This is a genomic window from Achromobacter sp. ESBL13, assembly GCF_036668755.1.
Lineage (GTDB): Bacteria > Pseudomonadota > Gammaproteobacteria > Burkholderiales > Burkholderiaceae_B > Achromobacter.
In genome coordinates this window covers 417794-436731 of sequence record NZ_JAZEVT010000002.1, presented here as the reverse complement: position 1 = coordinate 436731, position 18938 = coordinate 417794, and the positions used below count along the sequence as shown (strand labels likewise).

Here is an 18938-nt window from a genome sequence, read left to right as displayed (position 1 = left end):
GTGGGGGTGCCTGCCTAGACTGCGGGCCGGCGCCCCATGCGGGGCTTGAAGCGGGCGACTTCGCCTCGCTGCAGGGTCGACAGGACCAGCTCCGACATCATGTTGATCGACACATGGCGCGCGAAAAACTGTTCAAGCACGGCGCCAAACAAATACGGGCTGATACCGGAAAAGGCCGCCTCGTCCACTTGCAGCGCGATGCGCACGCCACGCCCATGAACGATGGGACCCGGCACCGGCAGGCGGTGATACACGGGCTTGGCGCTGACGTGCCGCAGCCCGGAGATGTGCTTGCGCACCACCGGGTCGGCCAGATTGCCGTACACGTGCAGCATCTCGCGCAGCGTTTGCGCCCCTTGCTCCGTGTCCAGGTCCGTCAGGCTCAGGTAGTTCAGCCCCAGGTGGCTGATCAGGTGCCAGGTGGCGGCGTTCTCGGCCAGCGCCGCGCAGGGGCGCGTGGGGCCGTGCAGCACCTTCACCGCGCGCACGGGCGCCGACACGCGCAGCGTCATGTCCGTGTCGGTGCCCAGGGGCAACAGCATGGCCAGGTCCCGATTAGTGCATAGCGTTTCCAGCGACACGTGGCGCAACTGGCCGGAGAACGGCGCTTCGTGGCGGTCCACCAGCGACAGGAACACCTCGCTGCCTGTGTAGCCGGTGCGCGTGCCGTTGCGCTGGGCGGTGTCCGAGATCAGCCGGGGCTCGCGGCGCACGGAGTAGTACGCGCCGTAGTCATCCGGATCGCTGCCCAAGGACCCGTAGAACGGACGGAACTCCTGCTCTTGTTGCTGCGCCGACGCATGCCCGGTGACCCGCGTCACGCCGAACACTTCATAGTCCAGCGGGCGACTGCGATCGACCACCACGTGATATTCCGACGTGCGCGGCGTGATCGCGACCCGGTCCGCGCGCTTCGGAAAAAGATTGATGACGGGCGCGCAATGCAGCGCAAGATTGGCGGCGGAGATCGCGCCTTCCAGTTCTGGCGCGGCCACCGAAAACAAGAAGGTCAGATCGAATGCGCGGGTTTCGCGTGGGGTGGATGACGCCAGCGCCGCGCCGCCTGCGTCCGCACCCGACCCCGTCTTCAATCCCGCCTTCAAGCCATTCACGCTGAAGAACAGGTAGCGCTGCGCAAAGGCAAAGTACTCCTGTAGCAAGCGATAGCCGTGGAACACCCGCGCGTCGCCCGGCAACAGCGCCTGGTCGTCGGCAAACCCTTCGTGACGCAAGGCGCTGGCCGGCAGCTTGTTGATCCACGCCACCGGCCGCGCCGTGTCGTGACCCAGCACCGCGACCGTGTGCCCCATCAACACTTCCAGCAGGCGCTGCATCTGCAAATCCTGCCCGTGCAGATGGAACACCAGTTGATCAAGATCCAGGTCTTCCAGCCGCTGCCCACCGCCGATTTCGATGCGGATACGCAGCGCGCTCAACACGCGTGCGGCACGGCCGGCAAGGCCCAGGCGCGCCAGCGGCAAGTCCTGGGGGGCCGCGGTGAAGTCGGCGTGGGTGACTTGCAGCGGCCACAGGCGCACGGCGTGTCCGGTCGTGAATTCGCAAGGCGTCTGCTCGCCGCGTGGCACGCGGCCGCGCAGCAGCGTGCCACGCGGCAATTCGAAGCCGCCCGCCAAGGTGCCCTCGTTCATGCTGGGTGCAAATTGCACGATCGCCATCGATGGCGTGGGCGCCAGATAGTTCGGGTACACCACTTCAAGCAAGCGCTGCGAGAAGCGCGGAAACTCCGCATCCATCTTCATCTGGATGCGCGCGGTCAGAAAGCTGAAGCCTTCCAGCAGGCGCTCGACGTAAGGGTCCGCGACTTCCGTCGCGTTCATGCCCAGCCGCCCCGCTACCTTGGGATGCGCCTGCGCGAATTCCGCCCCCAGCTCGCGCAGATACACGAGCTCGCGGTTGTAGTAGTCCAGCAGGCGGGCGTCCATCAGAGCCCGCCCAGATCGCGCAGGTCCATGTGGCCGCTTTCCAGATCGATGTCGGTGCGGAACAAGAATTCAAGCGGGTGCGGCACGCACCACAACATGCCTCGTATCTCCAGGCTGAGGACATTGTGATGTTCGAGCGTGCCCGTGTCCGTTACGCAACGCACCTCGACCGAGGAATCCAGGATGCGCGGTTCAAACGCGGATATCGCGTGGCGAATGGATTCTTCGACGTCGATCCAGTCAATCTCCGACATACGCTTGCCGGCCATCGCGCGCACACCGAAATTCACGGTCGATGTGGCAACCTGATGATGCGCCGACAAGTCCTGCGAGGTCTGCAAGTTGACGGTATTGAGCAACCAGCGCAGATCACGCAACACCGCCGCGCGCAGCTGCTCGTGCGTGAGCATGGCGCTGTCGCGAGGCTCTTCACGACGCGTCGGCTCGTTGTCCATCAGCCGGTCCAGCAACGACGGTTGCAGGCGGTCCCGCATGGCGCGCCGCGTACGCTCGGCAGACGCGCGTTGCGCACTTTGCACGGCGGGCCTCCAGCGGGCGGTGTCGTCGGCGTGGCCCATCACGCGAACTCCAGGCTGCGCAGATCAAGCAGCGCGAACTCGCCCGCGTCGGTCAGCCACATCTTCTGGCCCACGCCCGCGTAGGTGTCGGCATACAGCGGCCGCCACTCCGTCACCCGCCCCAGCTTGACGGGATCGGGCTGATCGATCATGCGAGCGCCCGGCGCCGGCGGGTAGCGAGCCGGCACCAGGCCTTGCAGCGTACGGCCGCCCACCAGTTCGATCTCGGCGCGTGACCACACCAGATCGCACAGACCTTCGGGCGCCAGCAGGCGCAGGCGTTTAAGCGCGGTGAAGGGCAGCCACACGTAGCGCCCAGCGCCCAGGAATTCGAAGACGGGTCCCAGGCGGCTGTCGCCGTCGCAAATCCACTGAAACGGCAGCAGCGTATCCGGGACACCGCGCGCCCCCTGCACCACCCCTTGCCCAACCCCCTGCATAACGCCTTGCACGGTGCCCCCGCGCGCATCAGCGTCCTGCAAGGCGCGGGAACGCTGCTCGGCGACCTCGTCCTTCGGACCCGGCCCGTCCCGATGCAGCGCCGACAGCAGGGCCTGCATCCACGCATCAGGCTCGGCCAACATGACGGGCTCGCCGTCGCCCGCCAGCACGGCTTCGCGCTCACGCTCTGCCGCGATGGCGCTGGCGTACAGCGCAACCATGGGCCGCGCCTGCGCACTCAGCGCGCCGCACACGCTCAGTTGTTCAGCGGCGCGCGCCCAGTCGCCCTGCACCGCCAACAATTGGAACAGTTGCGCGCGCAGGTCCGCGTCGGCCGGTCGGCGGCGAATCTGCGCCTGCACTTCGTCCAGCTGGCCAGACAGGCTGATCGCGCCGAATGGAACGGCAACCATAGACATCGTGGCCCCGCCCTAGCCGACTTCCTTGTTCTGCTTGATGTCCCAAGCCACCAGGCTTTCGGCCCCCTTGCCGCCCTTTTCCGTCTGCTCCCAATACTGCTGCTTGACCTTGGCGGCCTGGAACGCATAGTTCACCACCACGCCCTCGGCGCTACGGTCGCCGGAAATCTGCACCGAGGACACAAGCACGTCTTCCAGCGTGATCTTGGAATATTCGATCTGCTCGCCGCCCGCCTTGCAAAGCGACAGCTCGATCTTGCCCAGGTGCTTGCCGCTGGCGCAGTGCTTCATCACGGCAGGCGACGCCTTGTCGATGCGCGCCACCACGTGCAGGTCGTTGAAGCTTGCCTTGCCGGCGCCCAGTCCGCCGCCGCTGGCCAGGTTGCCCGGCTGCGTCGCGCCCCACGAGAAGGACACGATATCCGTCCAGTCCTTATGGTTGGCATCTTTGGATTCACCGTTGGCGCCATCGATTTTCATGAACATATCCACAGCCACATCTGTCTCCTGAAGTTATCGGGCGCGGCTGCGCCCATCCTGTCTGACGCTCAGCCTTCGTTCTGCTTGAGCGAAGGCAGCTTGGACACCAACCGCAGCGACACCGTCAGCCCTTCAAGCTGATAGTGCGGCCGCAGGAAAAACTTGGCGGAGTAATAGCCCGGGATGTCTTCGATTTCCTGCACCTGCACCTCGGCCGCCGCCAAGGGCTTGCGCGCCTTGGTTTCCTGCGACGAGTTCACCGGGTCGCCATCCACGTAATTCATGATCCAGTCGTTCAGCCAACGCTCCATGTCGTCGCGTTCGCGGAACGAGCCGATCTTGTCGCGCACGATGCACTTCAGGTAATGCGCAAAGCGGCAGCACGCAAACAGGTACGGCAGGCGCGCGGCCAGCTTGGCATTGGCCGATGCGTCGGCCTCGTAGTACTCGTGTGGCTTTTGCAGCGACTGCGCGCCGATAAAGGCAGCGAAGTCGGAATTCTTGCGATGCACCAGCGGCATGAAGCCGTTCTTGGCCAGCTCGGCTTCGCGCCGATCGCTGATTGCGATTTCGGTCGGGCACTTCATGTCCACGCCACCGTCATCGCTGGGAAAGCTGTGGCACGGCAGGTTTTCCACCGCGCCGCCAGACTCCACGCCCCGGATCGACGTGCACCAGCCGTACAACTTGAACGAGCGATTCACGTTCGCCGCCATCGCATAGGCCGAGTTGGCCCAGGTGTAGCGGTCGTGGTTGGCGCCGTCGGTGTCTTCTTCAAAGTCGAATTCGTCCACCGGATTCGTGCGCGCGCCGTAAGGCAGGCGTGCCAGAAAGCGCGGCATCGCCAGCCCGATATAGCGCGAATCCTCGGACTCGCGCAGACTGCGCCACGCGGCGTATTCGGTGTTGGTGAAGATCTTGGTCAGGTCGCGCGGGTTTGCCAATTCCTGCCACGAATCCATCTGCATCACATTGGGCGATGCACCCGCTATGAACGGGCAGTGCGCGGCGGAAGAAATCTTGGCGATCTCGCCCAGCAGCTCCACATCCGGCGGGCTATGGTCGAAGTGATAATCGCCCACCAGGCAGCCGATCGGCTCGCCGCCAAACTGGCCATACTCTTCTTCGTACACGCGTTTGAAGATGGGGCTTTGGTCCCAGCCCACGCCCTTGTGGCGCTTCAGCGTGCGCCCCAGCTCCGCCTTGGAAATGCTCATCACGCGGATCTTCAACAGCTCGTCGGTTTCGGTGTTGGTGACCAGGTAATGCAGGCCCCGCCACGCGCCTTCCAGCTGTTGGAATTCGGGATGGTGCATGACGCGGTTTATCTGCTCGGACAGCTTGCGGTCGATCTCGGCGATGATCGCCTGGATGGTGCGGTAGGCGTCCGACGACAGGCCGACGCCGCTGTTCTCAAGCGCCTGATGCGCCAGGGTGCGCACGGCGTGTTCCACCGCCTCGCGCGCCTGCTCGGTCTTGGGTTTGAATTCTTTCTTCAGGAGCGCGGACAGGTCGTCGGCTTCCAGGGTATCGACAGCGCGCGCGTCGGCGCGTTTGGCCACTGCGGTCATGGCATTCTCCGAATAGCGATTCCAGCGGAAACTAGGCGGCCGGGTCCGTGCCGGCGGGGTCGGATGCGGGCGGCGTGTCAGGCTTGGGCGCCGCCGCCAGCGCGTTCATCAGCGCGGGGTTCTTGAGTACGTTGCCGATCAGTTCCTCGGCGCCTGTCTTGCCGTCCATGTAGGTCAGCAGGTTGGCCAGCTGGGTCCGCGCGCTTAACAGCTCGTTCAACGCGCCGACCTTCCTGGCGACGGTGGCCGGCGAGAAGTCATCGATGCTCTCGAACGTGATGTCCACGTTCAGGTTGCCTTCGCCGGTCAGCGTGTTCTCGACCTGGAATGCCGCGCGCGGCTGGATCGAGCGCATGCGTTCATCGAAGTTGTCGATATCAATGTCCAGGAACTTGCGCTCGCCCACGTCGGGCTGGGGCGTTTCCGACTTGCCCGCCAGGTCGGCCAGCACGCCCATCACGAAGGGCAGCTGGATCTTGCGCTCGGCGCCGTAGATTTCCACGTCGTACTCGATCTGAACACGCGGCGCGCGGTTTCTGGCGATGAACTTCTGGCCGCTTCCTTTCAGGCTGGTCGCCATGGTGTTGTCTCCTCTTGTTGGTCTCTGGGGGCTGGCCCGCGCTACGATTCCGGCCGGCTGTCGGTGTCACGCGGCAGCCAGGCCTCGAATTGCTCAAGGCCCTGGGGCGCCAGGTTTTTGATGATGTCGTGAAAGCTCATCGGGATAAGTTGCTGGGTGCGACGAATGAGGTACGGCGCCGGATGCCCCGGCTCGTTGGCTTCGAAGTACGCGCACACCTTGCTCAACATGGCCATGGCGTCTTCGCGCGACTGGATGCGAGCGTCTTGCCAGCGCATGCCGGCCTGCGCAGCGGAAGTGCTCGGCGCCGGGTCCGCCGACCGCACGGCTTCGTCTTGGTGATTGCTGTGCTGGGCGCCTGGCTCATTGCCGATGCCCGCGCTGGCCGTCTGCGCGGCGGCGGCCATTCCAGGCCCGTCCGAAGAGGTCTGCTGCCCCTCGCGCGCGGCGTCCAGCACAACGTTCAACGTGCGCAGGACCGCGCTGTAATCCGGCGTCCACGTGGCGCCCAATTTGTCCGTCACCAATTTCTGGATCCGGCGCAACGCATCGCCCGCGGCGGCCAGCGCCAACACATCGGCGTCGCGTTGCGCCCAGGCTTCGCGCAAGCGCGCCACAACCCGGGGACGGCCGCCCGGATAACAGTCGGCGTCCTGGCGGCTGCCATCCAGCAGCGCTTCGGTATCGCGCAAAGACAGCTGCCCGTGCACACCGTTGACCAGGCTGGCCGAGCGCACGCTGCGCGCGCAGCCCTGCATATCGCCGAACGCCGCCAGCGCATTCATGCGCGGCATGGGGTCGTCCTCACCCACGCTGTCCAGGCGCGGATGCACGGGTTCCCAATAACGCTCAAGGGTGTCGACGGCCAGCGCCAGGCCGTCCGCGTAGCCGGGTATCCCGCGGATCTCGGTCCAGGCACAGGTCAACAGGCTGATCACGCGCAGGTCTCGCGTGCGCTCAAGCAAGGCACGGGCCAGGCGTTCGACCTCGCGCCAGTCGGGCGGCTGCGCAGCGATGATGGTCGAGCCGAACTGCTGTTCGTCCCGGCCCGCCGCGGCTTGCTGCAACTGCAGAAAGTCAGCGTCGTATTCGAGGTCTTCCCCGCAGGGCAGACGTGAATCGAGTGTATTGAGGATATCGGCGAAGTCCATAGTCATTGCTTAAATGCCCGGGGATGCTGCCTGGAACCAACCACTACGCTCCGCGCTGCTTCACGGAAGGGAGAATTCTAGGCAGGTCTTTCCGTATGCAACCGACAACTCACAACTTCAGATTTTTCTTACAGAAAGCTAACAAGCCACTAAACAAATGCACACTTCCCGCCCTGCTACGTTGATGTTTTGACATATTCCTTACGTGATACCGCTCTGCCTGCAAGCGTTGTTACGGAAGCGTAAAAAACACAAAAGCATGTGATTGGCCTTCGCAGCCGCTTTGCGTGATGCCTACAATCGGCGCTCACGCTGGCAGCAGACCGGCGCGTAAACAGATTCACGAGACAGACGTCCCCGGCATCGGCGCTTTTTGCTTTTCACTTTTCGCGCGGCAGCGCCCGCCCTTTGCATGCGGCCACGGTGTGTGGCCGGCCATCCCATAGCAGTCATTACGATGCGCGTCGTTTGCGCGTCAGCGGCAACCCCACCTAGCAAGCGCAGCAGCAGTTGAATTCTCATAAGGAGACGATGAGATGGACCGCAACGTGCCAAGCGAACGCGTCGTCAAGGCGCATACGCCCCTGCCGCCCGGGCAATTGAAATTTCGCGGCATGCACGGCGCCGAAAGCCTGTCACAGCTATTCGAGTTCGAGGTTGAGCTGGTCTCGGAGTCGTATTCGCTGGACATGAAGTCGCTGCTTGGAAAACCGCTGACGCTTGAAATCGAAACCACGCCGGGCGCGCCGCGTTATCTCAGCGGACACATCACGCGTTGCGTGCTGGTGGGCCGCGAGAACAACACGTCGCGCTACACCATCTACCGCGCCACGGTACGGCCGTGGCTCTGGTACCTGACCCAAACGTCGGACAACAAGATTTTCCAGAACAAGAACGTGCCCGACGTGATCCGCGAAGTGCTTAAGGATTACAGCTACCCCGTTGAGTTCAAGCTGACGGAGACATATCGCAACTGGGAATACTGCGTGCAGTACCAGGAAACCGATTACGCCTTCATCTGCCGGCTGATGGAACACGAGGGCATCTATTTCTGGTTCCAGCACGACAACGGCAAGCACACGCTGGTGCTGAGCGACGACATCACGCAGCACGAGCCGGTTCCGGACTACGAGCAGATTCCGTATTACGGACCCGACCGCATCACGGTTCCGCGCGAAGACTACATCCACAAATGGGAAGTGGCCGAGCAGATCACGCCGGGTGCGTTCGCCACCACCGACTATCACCCACTGACGCCCGCCGCCAGCCTGGAAGCGCGGCGCAACAACCCCGGCGCCTATGACCACGGCGACCTGGAAATGTACGAATGGCAAGGCGGCTACACCAACCCGGACGACGCCGAACACTACACGCGCGTGCGGCTGCAAGACCTGCAATGCAGACAGGAGCAAAGCACCGGCGCGTCCAATGCGCGCGGGCTGGCAACCGGGCATCTGTTCACGCTGCGCAACCATCCACGGCAAGCGGAAAACCGCGAATATCTGGTCGTTAGCACCTGCTACCGCATTCGCGAAACAGGCTACGCCAGCGGTCAGAGCGACCCTGGTGATTTTGACCTGGAATTCGTGGTGCTGCCTTCCAGCACACAGTTTCGCGCGCCGCGCGTCACGCCGATCCCGCGCACCCACGGCCCGCAGACGGCAACGGTGGTGGGCAAGCAGGGCGAGGAAATCTGGACCGACAAGATGGGCCGCGTCAAAGTGCAGTTTCACTGGGACCGCTACGGCAAGAAGGACGAGAACAGCTCGTGCTGGGTGCGAGTTTCCAGCCCCTGGGCGGGCGGCGGCTTTGGCGGTATCCAGCTGCCGCGCGTGCGCGACGAGGTGATCGTGGATTTTATTGGCGGCCAGCCCGACCGCCCCATCGTGATCGGACGCGTGTTCAACGCGAACAACCTGCCGCCGTGGGACCTGCCCGACAACGCCACGCAAAGCGGCTTTCTCAGCCGTTCGAAAAGCGGCACACCCGCCACCGCGAACGCGCTGATGTTTGAAGACAAAAGCGGCTGCGAGCGCATCTGGCTGCATGCCGAACGCGAGCTGTGCACCGAGGTCGAAGCCAACGAGACGCACTCGACCGACCTGAACCGCAACACTACCATCGGCCAGAACGACACCACCAAGATAGGCGGTTTTCGCGACATCAACATCACCGGCACCGACAACTTGAAGGTGGGCAAGCGCCGAGACGTGTACGTCACGGGGCACGAGGAATACACCGTCAAGGCCTCGCGCACCGTCAATGTGAAAGACGGCCTGATGGACGAGAAGTTCGACAACGGCTTAAAGACCACCGTGGCCGCCAAGGGTGAAGAACGCGAGATCACGGGGCTGTTCAAGGAAACGTTGAAGACGGGCCAGGAGGTCAACGTCACCAGCGGCAATTCGCTGCATCACGTCAAGGACGGCACGCTGACCGAAAAGGCCAAGGGCAAGGTCGAAGTGCTGTCCACCGATGCGAACATGGACGTGAAAGCCAAGACCGCGATGCTGGTGCAATCGGAAACCGCCACGATGGACATCAAGTCCAAGGGCAAGGCGCACATCGAATCGGAAGGTTCCACGGTGCTGGTCAAGGCGCAGGGCAACATCACGCTGCAAACGCCGGCCGACGTCGTGATGGACGCCGCCAACGTGAAGGACCTGTCCAAGGAAAGCTGGTTGCAGGCCACGCCGTTCTCGATCGGGCTGGCGGTGGCCAAGGCGGAATTCGGGTTGCATCGACTGGCGTTGTTTCGCACCACGGTCATGCTGAACCTGTCGTTCACGAACTACGCGGCGGTCAGCAGCATTGGCCAGCTGGTGTCGTACCGCACGACCGGGTCCAGCTACGCGTTCGACCTTCAGAAGGCCGAACAGGTCGGGCTGGGCGCGTCCATGGTCGGCCTGTGGTCGATCATTTGAGACGCCCATGTCGGACTTCGTGACGGCTTGGCCGGACTGGGGGAAATGGGTGGTGCTGGGCTTGCTGTTGTCGGGCGCGCAGGCGGCCTACATGCTTCATCGCGAACGCCGGCGCCGGGCGGCCGGGCGCGCGGAAACCCAACGCCTGGACGCCGTGCGCGCCACGGGCGTGGCCAGCACCGCGCGCGTGATTGCAGCGCGCGACACGCGCACCCGCATTGGCGAGACGCTGTATTTCGTCATCGAGCTGGAGCTGGAGGTTGCCGCCACCGACGCCACGCCGGCATTTACGCGCACGGTACGCGTGCCGCTGTCGCCGCTGCATCTGGCCGAGTTCGGCGCGGGCAAGACCGTGCAGGTGCGCGTGCAGGCACGGGAAGGGTCGCAGGACCATGCCGCCGCCTATGACGTCGCCATTGATCAGCCCACCGGGTAGCCCATGAAGACCATCAAGCCTTTCCGCCTGGGCGTCCTGACGCGGCCCTACCGATGGCAGCGCCGCGATCTGTTGGGCGTGTCGGTCTTTGCGCTGGTCGATATCGCGCAGTCCCCCACGTTGTTGACCGACCAGGACCTTTGGAAGCTGGCCGCCGAAGAAGGCATCGGCGCGCTGGACCTGGCCACGCCCAAGCAGTACCCGGAAGTGCTGGTCTCGGGCCATGCCTACCCGCATGATGCCAGGCAGCCCGGCGCATGCGGTGTGCGCGTGCAGGTGGGCGCCATCGACAAGTCATTGCTGGTCTTCGGCGACCGCTACTGGATCGACGGCAAGGCGACCGCGCCGCAACCGTTCGCGCGCATGCGCCTGGACTGGAGCCGCGCCTATGGCGGCCCGGACGTCGCCGAGAACCCCGTGGGTATCGGCGCGCAGGACGAAGTCATCAACGGCGTGCGCACCCGCCGCCTGCCAAACATTGAACATCCTTTGCAGCGCATCAGCGTCCCCGGGCAACGCGTGGCGCCCGCGGGCTTTGGCGCACTGCCCGTGGAATGGCCGCAGCGCGCCTCCCACATGGGCCGTGACTACGGCCAGGAATGGCTGGAGCACGACTATCCGGGCTTCGCACGCGACATGGACTGGCGCTTCTTCAACGCGGCGCCGCCCGACCAATGGGGGCCGGCCAACGCCGAGCTTGCCGGGGGCACAGACTACGCGCTGTGGAACCTGCATCCGGAACAAGCAGTGTTGCGCGGCCAACTGCCGCGCTGGCGCGCGCGCTGCTTTGTCAGCCGCCAAGCGGATGGCAGCGCGCTTGAAGAGGTTTCGCTGCGCCTGACCACCGCGTGGTTTTTTCCCGATCACACGAAGATGGTGCTGATCTGGCACGGCGCGGTGCACGTGCGCGAGGATGACGCGGCGGATATTCGCCACATCATGCCCGCGCTGGAACACGCTGATCAGCCGCGCGACGTCAGCCATTACCAGGACGTCGTGCGGCAACGCCTGAGCCCGGAGCTGGGCCCGGTGTATGCCTTGCTGGACACGCAGCTTGTCCCTGAAGAGCTTTGTGGCGGCGGGTTGGAAGGCGATGCGCAAGCCTTGACCCTGCGTGCCACCAACAGGAATGTCCACGCCGGCCTGGCGCGCCGCCACGCGCGCGAACGCGAGTCGCTATTGGCGCAGGGCCTGGACCCTGATCTGTACATGGCGCCGTTGGAGCCCCCGCCTACAGCGCCCAGACTTGCCGATTTGCCACAAACGATATTGCGCATGCAGCAAGAGCTTGAAGAGGCCAAGCGCCTGTCCGGGGGGCCGGGCGCGCGAGCGCTGGCCGATCCCAACCTGCCGCGGATGGCCGAGGTGGCCGGCGTGGACATGGACGCGCTGCGCCGGCAAGAGGCAGACGGCACGCTGCCGTCGGGCTTCGATCCGCGCAGGATAAGACGACACATCGCCGAGTTCGATGCCAGCCCGCATGCGCAGGCCAAACGCGCATCGGCGGACAGCCCGGCATCCCTGCCACCGCTGGCCGACACGCTGGGGCCGCAGGTGCATCAGGCGTATCAACAGTCGGCTCACCATTTCGCTCCGCCCCCCCCCATGCCGCCGTTGCGCGCGCAGCGCACGCGCCGCAAGCTGGACGCGCAACTGAAAAACAACCGCGACTGTCGCGACATGAATCTGACCGGTGCGGATCTATCGGGTATGGACCTGTCGGGCGTCAATTTTCAGCGCGCGATTTTCGCCGGCGCAAAGCTCGCGGATACGCGGCTGGACGGCTGCGACCTGACTGATGCCGTGCTGACCGGCGCGGACTTGAGCCGCACAAACCTGTCCGGTGCGAACCTGACGCGCGCCAACCTGGGCCGCACGCAATGCGTGGGCACCCGCTTCGCCCAAAGCCAGTTCAAGGAATGCACGTGGGACCACGCGCAATGCGAAGACTGCAATTTTGCCGACAGCGCATGGCAGCTGGGGCGCTTGCATCAGGCGCGTTTGATACGTTGCGACTTCAGCCGCGCCAGCTTCAGCCAGTGGGCGGCGATGAGCGGCACGTTCGAAGACTGCGGCTTTCGCGACACGCGGCTTGAGCAGTGCGTGTTCATGCAGGGCGCGCTTGCCAATGCGGACTTTTCCGGGGCGTCGTTGGTGCGGCTGAGCTTCATGGACGTGGCGTTTTCAGGCTGTTTCAGCATGGAAAACGCCACGCTGGACGGCTGCGCCTTCGCGGGCCGTGTCGAGCTGGCGGGCGCCCGGCTGCGCGGCATGCAGTTCAAGCACGGCAGCGCGCGCGGCGCGACGCTGACGGGCGCCGATCTTTGCGGCGTCACCCTGAACGCCTGTGACTTTTCCGAGTGCCAGCTGCAAGACGCCGACCTGAGCGGCTTGACCGCCCCCGACACACACTTCGTGCGCGCGGATTTCACCGGCGCCCGGCTACGCAATGCCAACCTGATCAACAGCTTGCTGGGCAAGGCCATCTTCTTGCGTGCCGACCTGACGGGCGCGAACTTTTTCCGCGCCGATGTCGCGCAAACGCAAATGGACGACAGCACCGGGCTGGACCACACCTACACGCAAGGTGCCAAGCGCTGGCCCGCCCGGCAACCGGAGCAGCCCGCATGAACATCGACAAGTTGCTGGACAGCGTGCGCCATGGCGAGCCGATACAACACATCAGCCTGGCAGGCGCCGATCTGGCCGAGCTGGATCTGGCGGGGGGTTTTTTCGATCACGTTGATTTCACGGGTGCGCGGATGGCGGGCAGCCAGTTGCAGGACAGCCAGTTCATCAGCTGCGACATGGGCCACGTGGATGCCGTCGGCGCCAACCTGGACACCGCGCGCTTGCTACGCTGCCACGCACGGGATGCAAAGTTCAGCGGCGGCCGCTTTCATGGCGCGAGCTTCACGGAATGCGATCTGACGGGCGCCCGGCTAGACCAGGCCGCCCTGTACGAATCGTCTTTCACCGCCACGTCGCTGGAGCGCGCATCGTTGCAGGCCGCTTGCGTGGAACGCTCGGTGTTTTCACGCGGCACCTTCGCCAACGCCGATCTGACGCAAGCGCAGCTTGGCTACACCCTGTTCCATCAGCTGGACCTGCGCAGCGCCACGCTGACGGGCACCAATGCCGCCAGCACGATGTTCACGGAATGCAATCTGACGGAGCAGCGCTTTGCCGGGCAGTCGTTTGCGTTGTGCCATTTCACCGATTGCCAGCTGGACGCCGCGGACTTTCGTCAGTGCGATTTGCGCCAGTCGGGCTTCAAGGGTTCATCGTTGCGCGGCGCGCGCTTTACCGGCGCATGCGCACCGCAGGCCCTGTTCCCCCAGGCCGATCTGGCCGGGGCCGACTTGCAAGGCGGTCGCTTTGACGGCGCCATCTGGGCCGAGGCCACGCTGGACGGCGCGAACTTTCGCGACGCCAGCCTTTGCCTGTGCATATTTCAGCGCGCGCGCTGCGCCGGTACGGACTTTCACGGCGCCCAACTGACGGACGCGGATTTTTCGCTGGCTGACCTGGAAAGCGCCGATCTGCGCGACGCCACTTTCCTGCGCACGCGGATGCATCGTGCGCTGACGCGCGGTGTGCGCTGGTCGCAGCGCCACGGCATCATCGAAAACGACGCGCCCCTGCTTGAAGCCGAACTGTGGTCGGCGGCACGCGCAAACCTTTGATCCCTATCGCAACAGGAGTGCAAACCATGCAAGTGCTCTGTCAGCTACCCAGCGTCGGCTTGGGATTTCCCGACGTCTGCAAGACGCCCGTGCCGCCGGTGCCGCACATTGACGTGTCGACGTCATCCATGGGAATTCCGGTGGTGTGGAACGTGTGGTTGAGCTGCATGCCGATGCACAACATGGTCACGACAATACCCGTAACGCTGGGCGACACCGCCGGCGTGGGCGGTGGCGTGATATCCCAGACATTCATGGGGCAGGCGCGCTACATCACCGGGGCGTTCACCGTGCTGGTGCGCGCCGCGCCGCTGGTGCGGGTGACCAGCCTGACGTTGCAGAACACGATCAACACGCCGGGCTTCAAGGCGGCCACGCCGCAAAAATCGATGTTTGCGTTGGCGGCGTGACGCGCTTGGGGCGAATTACAGCTGGCCGTAGGAATGCAGGCCGGACAGGAACATGTTCACGCCCAGGAACGCGAAACCGGTGATGAGCAGGCCCATCAGCGACCAGTAGGCCGCCATGGTGCCGCGCAAGCCCTTGATCAGGCGCATGTGCAACCAGGCTGCGTAGTTCAGCCAGACGATGAGCGCCCAGGTTTCCTTGGGGTCCCACTGCCAGTAGGCGCCCCAGGCGTCCGCCGCCCACAGCGCGCCAAGAATCGTCGCCACGGTGAAGAAGGCGAAGCCGATGGCGATGGCGCGGTACATGATGTCGTCCAGCACCTCCAGCGAGGGCAGCGCGGCGGCAATACGGCGGCGGCCCAGCAGGATGGCGCCCACGATCACCGCGCCCACGCCGAAGTACAGCATCCACGTGGCCGACAAGCCGTCGGTGCGGAACACCATCGGCTCGGCGCACAGCAACACACCCAGGATGAACAGCGGCGCCAGCTTGGCCCACGACGTGGTCTGGCCATGCTGCTTGATCAGGTAGGCAAAGCCCACCATCGCGGCCAGCGAAAACGTGCCATAGCCGATGAAGTTGGCCGGCACATGCAGCTTCATCCACCAGCTTTTCAGCGCCGGCACCAACGGTTGGATCTGGCCGGCATCGCGCGTGAAGGAATACCACAGCAGGAACACGACGGCCGAAGTCACCACCAGCAGCACGAATCCGCCTAGCGCGCGCGTGGCGTACTTGCGTTCGTAATACAGATAGAACAGCGCGGTGATCAGCGAGAACAGCACGAAGACTTCGTACAGGTTGCTGACGGGAATATGGCCCAGGTCGGGGCCCATCAGATGGCCTTCGCGCCAGCGCACCAGCAGGCCGGTGACCCCGGCGAATACCGCGCCCCACGTCAGCGCCGTGCCCAGCCACGCGGCGGTGGGGCTGAATACGCCGATCCAGTAGCAGACCATGGCCAGCGCAAACAGCGCGCACATCCACAAGATGGCCGACTGCGAGGAAAACAGGTATTTCAGGAAGAACACCTGCTCGGCGCGGGCCAGGTCGTTGCCGTACAGCATCAGGGCCAGCCCCGCCGCGATGGCACAGGCGACCATCAGGCGGCGCAGCGGACGCCACAGCCAGCCCATCCAGGCCAGCGCGGGCACGGTGCCGCACAGGATGATCTTCTCGTAGTAGTCCATCGCGTTGCCGTGGCGGGTCAGCGCGAAGCCGGCGCCCACTGCCAACAGCAGGAAGAAAACAACGTCGGTCCAGTCCGGCTTGCCGCGACGGGCGCGGTTATCGCCCGTTTCAGACAGGCTGTCTTGCCACAGGGTATCGGGCGACGCGTTCAACGTGTCCGGCGAGGAGGGGTGCGGGGTGGTCGTAGTCGACATAAATAACCTTAAGGCCTCTTCTGGCGCAGCAGCGCCTGCTTGAAGCGTTCAAACTCCTGATTGAAGTCGAGTGTACGCTTCTGGGACGTCATGGCCGCCAGAACGCTGCTGCCGCTGCCTTGCGGCTTGACCCAGATCCAGACGCGGCGGTCGCGGATGTAGAACATCGAAAACACGCCCAGGACCAGCAACAGGCTGCCCAGGTAAACCGTGTTCTTGCCCGGCGTGCGACTGACCTGGAACACGCTTGCCTGCACATGGTTGAAGTCCGCCAGCGACAGGAACACCGGCGCGGGATAGACCGTCAGGTCGGACAGCGCGGCCACGGCCAGGCGCGACCAGACGGCCGCGCGTTCGCCATCCGGGCCTTCCACGGCCACGGCCGGCAAGCCGGCGCGCTCGCGCTCGATGGCGCGCAATTCGTTCATGCTGGCCCCGATCAGCCGGATCACCACATCCGCGGCGCGTTCCAGGTCGGCGGCGGGCGTGTTGGCTTGCAAAAACGCCGCCACGGCTTGCAGGCCGCCCGAGGCAAAGGTTTCCAGCGCGCGCTCCGCGGCGGTTTGCAAGGGCTGGCGGTCGGCGCCGGACGGACTGTTGCGTTCCGCGAAACGACGAGCCGCTTCGCGGCGCGCGGCCGGGTCGGCCAAGGTGGCGCGCAAGCGCATGAATTCACCGATGGAACTGTCGTCGTCGGCAGGAATGCGCAGGTAACGGAAGGGCTCGGATGCATTGTTGCGTACCCCGGCCAGGAAGACGGTGGCGCCGTCCAGTTCCATGGGCAGCATGTAGTTCTGGAATTCATGCGCCTGCCCGGCATCGTCGATCAACTTGTATTCGACGCTGGGCCCCACGTTGCGCAGGTTTTCGTTTTTCTTGCCCGCGGCGCTGCCGGACACCGAGGCCACGTGCTCGGCAAAGCTCTGGTTGGCGCCCTTGGGGTCGCCGCGCGTCAGGTCCTCGACGTTGATCGGGCGCATGGCCGTGATTTCCACGCCCATGCCGCGCGGACCACCCGACGTTTGCGCCGTCACTTCGCTGGTCTTGCCGACCGTGCCGTTCACCGAGAAGGTCGCGGCATTGGCGCCGACCAGCGGGTAGCCCTTCAAGACCACCGTGCTGCCGCCATCGTCAAAACTGGACTGGTACACGGTCATGCCCTTGAAGCGCAGCGGCTCGTTGACCTCGATGGTGGAATCGAAAGTCTTGCCCGTATCCGGGTCGGTGACTTCAACTTCGCTGGCAAAGCGGCTGGGCATGCCGGTCGAGTAGTAATCGACCACGAATTTCTTCAGCTTCAACGTGAAAGGCATCGGCTGCACCAGGGCGCCGTCGCCCACCATGACCACGGCCGTGCTGGCCTGCCCGCCTTCGGGCACCAGCACGCTGGCGCGGAAACTGGGGTTGTTGACCGACAAACGGCCGCTTTCGGGCACTTCCGAAATCAGCATGTTGTCCACAATGGGCTGCTTGCCGCCGAACATGACCTGAAGCCGTACCGGCAATTCGCTATCGAGCAGCCCGCCGATGCAGATGATGACCATGGCCGCGTGGGCGAACACATAGCCCAGCCGGTTGGCGCTGCCCTTCTTGGCGGCCAGCAGCACGCCGTCGGCGTCCTGCCGCTGCCGTACGGCATAGCCCAGACGCTCAAGCAACGCTTTCAGGCCGGCCGATGTCTGTGCCACGTCGGTGGGTTCGTCGGTTTCCACACGATGCGGGAAGGCGCGCAGGCTGCTGGCGCGCACGTGCTCGCGGAAGGACCGCGCGTCGCGCAGCATCTTGGGCGCGTTGCGGATCAGGCACACCGAGGTCGACACGACCAAAAAGCCCATGATCAGCAGGAACCACCAGCTGTTGTAGACGTGCCAGATGGAGAACTTGTCGAACACCTCGTACCAGAATGGGCCGAACTGGTCGATGTAGTTGCTGGACGAGCGGTTCTGCTGCAACACCGTGCCCACCAGGCTCGCCACGCAGATGAACATCAGCAGGCTGACGGCGAAACGCATCGAACCAAGCAGTTCGAAGAAGTCGCCAGGCAGGCTGCGCAAAGAGGGGCGGGTGTGGGTTCGTGTTGAATTCATGAAAAAAGGGGGGCCGCGCGATCGGCTACCCCCCTCATAGACAGCGCGCAACGGAATCAGGTTCCGTCACGCTCAGGTTGCATGAACGCGGACCAGCCGCGCGTGTTGCCGGCGTTGGCCTACCGCAAGCCCGCTGCGTAGTCGGACACGGCCTTGATATCGGCGTCCGACATGCGGTCTGCGATCGCGAACATGATTTCATTCTTGCGGTCGCCGCTGCGGAACAGCTTGAGCTGCTCTTCGATGTACATGGGGAACTGCCCCGACAAGCGGGGGTACTGGCTGGGCATGCCCGCGCCGTTTGCAGAGTGGCACGCCGCGCACGCCGGCACATTGCGTTCCGGCAAGCCGCCGCGCCAGATCTTCTGGCCCAGGTCCACCAACTTTTCCTGGCCCGCCGTGGCGGGTTCTTTCAGGGGTTGTTGCGCCAGGTACAGCGCAATGTTCTGCATGTCGGCCGGCGTCAGGTTCTGCGCCATGGCCGTCATCGGGGTCGGATTGCCCCCCGCGCCATTGCGCACGGGCAGCTTGGCGCCCTGCTTGATCTGGAAGTCGGCCAGTTGCTTGGCCAGGTATTCGTGGGGTTGCGCGGCCAGGTTGGGGTTCACCGGGATGGTGCTATTGCCTGCCGCGCCATGACAGGACGCACAGGCAATGATGCCCCGCGAGGCGTCGCCCTGGTCAAACAGCTGACCGCCCTTGGCGGCATCTGGCTTGGCCGGGCCCGCTGCGCCGTCGGCGGCGAAACTGGGTGTAGAGAAGGCGGAGGCGCCGAGCAACAGCCCGCTCGCAACCAACATCCGGGACAGCACACGCTTCATGAAGACCTCGACGATCACATCGATCAAG

Annotated in this window: 15 protein-coding genes; 5 read left to right on the top strand and 10 right to left on the bottom strand. The window is 64.5% G+C overall.

Annotated features, from left to right (window positions below; genetic code table 11):
• Positions 1-14: 14 nt before the first annotated feature.
• Genes tssF through tssA form a run of 7 tightly spaced genes read right to left on the bottom strand, consistent with a single transcriptional unit; the run spans position 15 to position 7163 of the window.
• Complete coding sequence (gene tssF / locus V6F88_RS10820; protein WP_332609443.1) at positions 15-1943, bottom strand: type VI secretion system baseplate subunit TssF; 1929 nt, start codon at positions 1941-1943, stop codon at positions 15-17.
• Positions 1943-2521, bottom strand: a complete 579-nt coding sequence (gene tssE / locus V6F88_RS10815; RefSeq protein WP_442880282.1) for a type VI secretion system baseplate subunit TssE — start codon at positions 2519-2521, stop codon at positions 1943-1945. The genes tssF and tssE overlap by 1 nt, the downstream gene beginning before the upstream one ends.
• The gene (locus tag V6F88_RS10810) at positions 2521-3381 is read right to left on the bottom strand and encodes a type VI secretion system accessory protein TagJ (RefSeq protein ID WP_442880281.1); all 861 of its coding nucleotides are present in this window, start codon (positions 3379-3381) and stop codon (positions 2521-2523) included. Before V6F88_RS10810 ends, tssE begins: the two co-directional genes overlap by 1 nt.
• A gap of 12 nt (positions 3382-3393) precedes the next feature.
• Positions 3394-3879: an Hcp family type VI secretion system effector gene (locus tag V6F88_RS10805; RefSeq protein WP_046807432.1), complete on the bottom strand. Its 486-nt coding sequence runs from the start codon at positions 3877-3879 to the stop codon at positions 3394-3396.
• A 50-nt stretch (positions 3880-3929) separates the two neighbouring features.
• Positions 3930-5432, bottom strand: coding sequence for a type VI secretion system contractile sheath large subunit (gene tssC, locus V6F88_RS10800; RefSeq protein ID WP_332609438.1), 1503 nt, complete (start codon positions 5430-5432; stop codon positions 3930-3932).
• Between the two features lie 31 nt (positions 5433-5463).
• Entirely contained in the window at positions 5464-6012 is a 549-nt protein-coding gene (gene tssB, locus V6F88_RS10795) for a type VI secretion system contractile sheath small subunit (RefSeq protein ID WP_332609436.1), read from the bottom strand.
• A gap of 41 nt (positions 6013-6053) precedes the next feature.
• Positions 6054-7163, bottom strand: a complete 1110-nt coding sequence (gene tssA / locus V6F88_RS10790) for a type VI secretion system protein TssA (RefSeq protein WP_332609434.1) — start codon at positions 7161-7163, stop codon at positions 6054-6056.
• A gap of 536 nt (positions 7164-7699) precedes the next feature.
• On the opposite strand from tssA, the gene V6F88_RS10785 reads away from it, so the two are divergent.
• Genes V6F88_RS10785 through V6F88_RS10765 form a run of 5 tightly spaced genes read left to right on the top strand, consistent with a single transcriptional unit; the run spans position 7700 to position 14619 of the window.
• Positions 7700-10087, top strand: a complete 2388-nt coding sequence (locus tag V6F88_RS10785) for a type VI secretion system Vgr family protein (protein WP_332609432.1) — start codon at positions 7700-7702, stop codon at positions 10085-10087.
• A gap of 7 nt (positions 10088-10094) precedes the next feature.
• Complete coding sequence (locus V6F88_RS10780; RefSeq protein ID WP_332609430.1) at positions 10095-10523, top strand: hypothetical protein; 429 nt, start codon at positions 10095-10097, stop codon at positions 10521-10523.
• A gap of 3 nt (positions 10524-10526) precedes the next feature.
• Entirely contained in the window at positions 10527-13154 is a 2628-nt protein-coding gene (locus V6F88_RS10775) for a DUF2169 family type VI secretion system accessory protein (protein WP_332609428.1), read from the top strand.
• Positions 13151-14209, top strand: a complete 1059-nt coding sequence (locus V6F88_RS10770; protein WP_332609426.1) for a pentapeptide repeat-containing protein — start codon at positions 13151-13153, stop codon at positions 14207-14209. The genes V6F88_RS10775 and V6F88_RS10770 overlap by 4 nt, the downstream gene beginning before the upstream one ends.
• Before the next feature lie 26 nt (positions 14210-14235).
• Positions 14236-14619, top strand: coding sequence for a DUF4150 domain-containing protein (locus V6F88_RS10765; protein WP_046807439.1), 384 nt, complete (start codon positions 14236-14238; stop codon positions 14617-14619).
• A 15-nt stretch (positions 14620-14634) separates the two neighbouring features.
• Here the strand turns inward: V6F88_RS10765 and ccsB are convergent, their stop codons facing one another.
• The 3 genes from ccsB to V6F88_RS10750 all read right to left on the bottom strand — a co-directional run bounded on the left by ccsB (position 14635) and on the right by V6F88_RS10750 (position 18910).
• Positions 14635-16002, bottom strand: a complete 1368-nt coding sequence (gene ccsB / locus V6F88_RS10760) for a c-type cytochrome biogenesis protein CcsB (protein ID WP_332609425.1) — start codon at positions 16000-16002, stop codon at positions 14635-14637.
• A gap of 8 nt (positions 16003-16010) precedes the next feature.
• Positions 16011-18089 carry a cytochrome c biogenesis protein ResB gene (locus V6F88_RS10755; protein ID WP_332609424.1) on the bottom strand — a complete coding sequence of 693 codons (2079 nt, stop codon included), beginning with the start codon at positions 18087-18089 and terminating at the stop codon, positions 16011-16013.
• 119 nt (positions 18090-18208) lie between these two features.
• Positions 18209-18910 carry a c-type cytochrome gene (locus V6F88_RS10750; RefSeq protein WP_104142798.1) on the bottom strand — a complete coding sequence of 234 codons (702 nt, stop codon included), beginning with the start codon at positions 18908-18910 and terminating at the stop codon, positions 18209-18211.
• Positions 18911-18938 lie beyond the last annotated feature (28 nt).

What these genes read in the sequence shown, in the direction of transcription:
- tssF (WP_332609443.1), bottom strand. Translation starts at nt 1,943, where the DNA reads ATGGACGCCCGCCTGCTGGACTACTACAACCGCGAGCTCGTGTATCTG.
- tssE (WP_442880282.1), bottom strand. Translation starts at nt 2,521, where the DNA reads ATGGGCCACGCCGACGACACCGCCCGCTGGAGGCCCGCCGTGCAAAGT.
- V6F88_RS10810 (WP_442880281.1), bottom strand. Translation starts at nt 3,381, where the DNA reads ATGTCTATGGTTGCCGTTCCATTCGGCGCGATCAGCCTGTCTGGCCAG.
- tssC (WP_332609438.1), bottom strand. Translation starts at nt 5,432, where the DNA reads ATGACCGCAGTGGCCAAACGCGCCGACGCGCGCGCTGTCGATACCCTG.
- tssB (WP_332609436.1), bottom strand. Translation starts at nt 6,012, where the DNA reads ATGGCGACCAGCCTGAAAGGAAGCGGCCAGAAGTTCATCGCCAGAAAC.
- tssA (WP_332609434.1), bottom strand. Translation starts at nt 7,163, where the DNA reads ATGGACTTCGCCGATATCCTCAATACACTCGATTCACGTCTGCCCTGC.
- V6F88_RS10785 (WP_332609432.1), top strand. Translation starts at nt 7,700, where the DNA reads ATGGACCGCAACGTGCCAAGCGAACGCGTCGTCAAGGCGCATACGCCC.
- V6F88_RS10780 (WP_332609430.1), top strand. Translation starts at nt 10,095, where the DNA reads ATGTCGGACTTCGTGACGGCTTGGCCGGACTGGGGGAAATGGGTGGTG.
- V6F88_RS10775 (WP_332609428.1), top strand. Translation starts at nt 10,527, where the DNA reads ATGAAGACCATCAAGCCTTTCCGCCTGGGCGTCCTGACGCGGCCCTAC.
- V6F88_RS10770 (WP_332609426.1), top strand. Translation starts at nt 13,151, where the DNA reads ATGAACATCGACAAGTTGCTGGACAGCGTGCGCCATGGCGAGCCGATA.
- V6F88_RS10765 (WP_046807439.1), top strand. Translation starts at nt 14,236, where the DNA reads ATGCAAGTGCTCTGTCAGCTACCCAGCGTCGGCTTGGGATTTCCCGAC.
- ccsB (WP_332609425.1), bottom strand. Translation starts at nt 16,002, where the DNA reads ATGTCGACTACGACCACCCCGCACCCCTCCTCGCCGGACACGTTGAAC.
- V6F88_RS10755 (WP_332609424.1), bottom strand. Translation starts at nt 18,089, where the DNA reads ATGAATTCAACACGAACCCACACCCGCCCCTCTTTGCGCAGCCTGCCT.
- V6F88_RS10750 (WP_104142798.1), bottom strand. Translation starts at nt 18,910, where the DNA reads ATGAAGCGTGTGCTGTCCCGGATGTTGGTTGCGAGCGGGCTGTTGCTC.